At 68.3% G+C, this 2,600-nt stretch carries 3 protein-coding genes; 1 reads left to right on the plus strand and 2 read right to left on the minus strand.

Annotated features, from left to right (window positions below; all coding sequences use genetic code 11):
- On the minus strand, window positions 1-630 hold a 630-nt coding region (locus ACTJI2_RS11520; RefSeq protein ID WP_440842147.1), incomplete at its 3' end, for a disulfide isomerase DsbC N-terminal domain-containing protein.
- Between the two features lie 88 nt (window positions 631-718).
- Window positions 719-1,672, minus strand: a complete 954-nt coding sequence (gene xerD, locus ACTJI2_RS11525; RefSeq protein ID WP_203323473.1) for a site-specific tyrosine recombinase XerD — start codon at window positions 1,670-1,672, stop codon at window positions 719-721.
- 88 nt (window positions 1,673-1,760) lie between these two features.
- Here xerD and ACTJI2_RS11530 point away from each other — a divergent pair, with 88 nt between their 5' ends.
- Window positions 1,761-2,237, plus strand: a complete 477-nt coding sequence (locus ACTJI2_RS11530; RefSeq protein ID WP_203323474.1) for an RDD family protein — start codon at window positions 1,761-1,763, stop codon at window positions 2,235-2,237.
- Window positions 2,238-2,600: the final 363 nt, after the last annotated feature.

The following is a 2,600-nucleotide window of genomic DNA, read 5'->3' on the forward strand; positions in this document are numbered from 1 at the left end:
CACCGGGCGGCCGGACTTGGCTTCCGTCAGCGCCTTCTTGCGATCGGTGGAGCACCAGACCGAGATCATGTCCTTGTGGTCCTGGCTGCCCAGGCCCATGCGCGGGAACGCCAGGTACTCCACCGCGATGCCCTGCCGGTTGATCTCGGCAATCTCGCTGTGCAGCTTGCGGCAGTAGCCGCATTCGATGTCGGTGAACACACTGACCGTGTACTTGGCGTTCGGTGGCGAGAACACGATGCGATCGGCGTGCGGCACCGACTTGAGCAGGTCGGCTCGATAGCGCGCCATCGCCGGGCTGCCCTTCATCAGTTCGCGGTTGCCACCCTGCAGGTCGACCACCGCGCCCTGCACCAGGTAGCGGCCATCGTCGCTGATGTAGACCAGCTGGCCGCCGGCGATCACTTCGCGGAAGCCGGGCAGCGGTGCCACGCCGACATACTCGACGCTGATCTGCGGATTGAGTCGCTTGATCGCCTCGCGCACCTTGGCATCGGCAGGACCGCCGCTGGAAGCCGCATTGGCGGAAGCCGGCGCGGACTTGTTGTCGGCGCCCGGCGCCTGCGGTGCCTGCGCGCATGCGGTGAGGCTGAAAGCGCCCAGCAGCGCGATGGAAAGAAGGCGGGTCATCGGCATCTCGTTTCAATTCCGCCGGGGGCGGCCAGTCAGGATGCGGGCAATTCTCGCACAGCCCCGAGTCAGTTCGATTAACCGGGTCTCAGGCGCGCGGATGGTGCTTGCCGTGCAGTTGCTTCAGATGCTCGCGCGCGACCAGGGTGTAGATCTGGGTGGTGGACAGCGAACTATGGCCCAGCAGCAGTTGCAGCGCGCGCAGATCCGCGCCGCGGTTGAGCAGATGGGTGGCGAAACTGTGGCGCAGACCGTGCGGGCTGATCCGTACCGGATCGATGCCGGCCACGGCGGCGTAACGTTTGACCAGGGTCCAGAATTGCTGCCGGCTTGGCGCTTCGCCTCGCGGCGTGAGGAACAGCGCCGCCAGGCTGCGCTTGTTGGCGAGCGCCGGCCGCGCCTGCGCCAGATAGGTTTCCAGCCAGTGCTGCGATTCCTCGCCCAGCGGCACCAGCCGCTCCTTGCTGCCCTTTCCGGTCACCCGGATCACGCCCTGGCGCAGATTGACCGCGGTCGCCGGCAGATTGACCAGTTCGCTGACGCGCAGTCCCGCCGCGTACATCAGCTCCAGCATCGCGCGATCGCGCAGGCCCTCGGGCGTATCGGTCAGCGGCGCCGCCAGCAGCGCGTCGATCTCCGACTCGGCCAGCGCCTTGGGCAGCGAGCGCGGCAGCTTCGGCGGATCCAGCAAGGCGGTCGGGTCGTCGCCGCGATCGCCGCGGCGCAGACGATGGGCGAAGAAGGCCCGCAGCGACGACAGCAGCCGCGCGTTGCTGCGCGGCGAGTAGCCTTCGCGGGTACGCCAGGCGAAGTAGTCGAACAGGGCGGCGCGATCGGCCTGCGCCAAGCCGCCGTGCGCGCCATTGCGCCAGCGCGCGAAGCCCTCCAGATCCCGCCGGTAGCTGTCCAGCGAAGGGCGCGCCAGGCCGCTCTCGGCCCAGGTGGCATCCAGGAACGCCGCGATGACCGCGGCGTCGGCGTCGGGAACGGGGGGCAGCGCCTGTACTTGCTGGCGGCGCTCGGCGGGCGTGCGGGAAGTCATCGCGCAAGCTTAGGCCAGTTCGGCGGAAACGCCGACTCCGTGCCTGCATGCGGATACGCGCCCACCCGCGGCACGCTATCCTTTCACGATGACCGCGACCGCCGCATCCGTCGAAAAACCCCGTGCCCTGATCGGCTGGCGCCTGCTGGCACTGCTTTATGACGTGTGGCCGGTGCTGGCGCTGTGGATGCTGATTTCACTGGCCTTCACCGTGGGCTACACCTTCCTGGGCCACCACGCCGCGCGCGAGAACATCGCTCCCTACAGTCCGCTGCAGATCCTGCTCTGGCTGTGCTGCTGGAGCGTGGCCGGACTGTACGCGACGCTCAGCTGGGCCCGTGGCGGGCAGACCCTGGGCATGCGTCCGTGGCGACTGAAGGTGGTGGACGCGCGGGACGGCGCGCCCTCGAAGCGCGCCCTGTGGGTGCGGTTTGGTGTCGCCACGCTGTCGCTGGGGTTGGCGGGACTGGGGTTCTGGTGGGCGTGGGTGGACCGGGAACGGTTGACGTGGCATGACCGCATCAGCGGCACGCGGCTGATCCGGCTGCCCAGGCAGAAGCGCTGACGCATTGTTTTCCCGGCGCGCTGCGGCGCGTTCGATACCCCGCCACCGAAAGTGGGTCGGGGCGCGGCATGACCGCTTCAGCGGCACGCGGATGATCCGATTGCCGAAGCAGAGCGCTGACGCATTGTTTTCCCGGCGCGCTGCGGCGCGTTCGATACCCCGTCACCGGAAGTGGGTCGGGGCGCGGCATGACCGCTTCAGCGGCACGCGGATGATCCGATTGCCGAAGCAGAAGCGCTGACGCATTGTTTTCCCGGCGCGCTGCGGCGCGTTCGATACCCCGTCACCGAAAATGGGTCGGGGCGCGGCATGACCGCTTCAGCGGCACGCGGATGATCCGATTGCCGAAGCAGAAGCGCTGAC

Origin of the sequence: Pseudoxanthomonas sp. 22568, from assembly GCF_052044485.1 — a bacterium.
Taxonomy (GTDB): Bacteria; Pseudomonadota; Gammaproteobacteria; order Xanthomonadales; family Xanthomonadaceae; genus Pseudoxanthomonas_A; species Pseudoxanthomonas_A beigongshangi.